Genomic DNA, 1,015 nt, shown 5'->3' on the forward strand with positions numbered 1-1,015 from the left:
GGCTTGCTGCTTGATGCCGCAACAGGCGAGCTGAAGAGCTGGATTTATCCGCAAGGCACGGAGCTGCCGATGAACGCTGCACCGGAGAATGAAGCGGTGCAAGCCGTTGCGGTTTCGGAAGAGGGAGAGGACGAGCCGCGCGAGGTTCGTTTGAAGATGCCGCTTACGGAAGAGCAGGTGCGTTCCCTTCGCGTTGGCGACATCGTTGTCCTCGACGGCGAGATGCATACAGGCCGCGATGCGCTGCATAGCTACCTGATCAATCATGATTCGCCGATTGACCTCAATGGCGGCGTTATTTATCACTGCGGACCGGTTATGATGAAGGATCGCGAAGGCGTGTGGCATGTGAAGGCGGCAGGGCCGACGACAAGCATTCGCGAGGAGCCTTATCAAGGCGACGTGATGAAGAAGTTCGGCATTCGGGCAGTTATCGGCAAAGGCGGCATGGGCGCCAAAACGCTGAAGGCGCTGCAAGAGCACGGCGGCGTGTACTTGAACGCGATCGGCGGCGCAGCGCAGTATTATGCGAGATGCTTCAAAAAAGTGAATGGCGTACACTTCCTGGATGAGTTCGGCATTCCCGAAGCGATGTGGCATATGCAAACGGAAGGTTTCGCAGCAATCGTAACGATGGATTCGCACGGCAACAGCCTCCACGCGCAAGTGGACGCGGATTCCCGCACGAAGCTGGAGCAATTCAAGGAGCCGGTGTTTAAATAAGGACGGCGGCTGGGCGAATAGGGCAGAGAAATCTGCCCTATTCGCGTTGAGGGCGGCCAAGCGGGAGAATAGGGCAGAGAAATCTGCCCTATTCGTGTCGAGGGCGGCCAAGCGGGAGGATAGGGAATAGAAATCTTCCCTATTCATGTAGAGGGTGGCCAAGCGGGAGAATAGGGAATAGAAATCTTCCCTATTCGTGTCGAGGGCGGCCAAGCAAGGGGATAGGGAATAGAAACGGTTTAACCCCTCAATATTGGACACTTTTCACACTCACATTGCTCAAATCTCATCA

1 protein-coding gene is annotated in these 1,015 nt (G+C 55.7%); it reads left to right on the forward strand.

Annotation, left to right across the window (positions count from 1 at the left end; genetic code table 11):
• On the forward strand, positions 1-723 hold a 723-nt coding region (locus tag PAECUDRAFT_RS24265; protein WP_006040809.1), incomplete at its 5' end, for a FumA C-terminus/TtdB family hydratase beta subunit.
• Positions 724-1,015 lie beyond the last annotated feature (292 nt).

It is taken from the genome of Paenibacillus curdlanolyticus YK9 (assembly GCF_000179615.1).
GTDB classification, from domain to species: domain Bacteria; phylum Bacillota; class Bacilli; order Paenibacillales; family Paenibacillaceae; genus Paenibacillus_T; species Paenibacillus_T curdlanolyticus.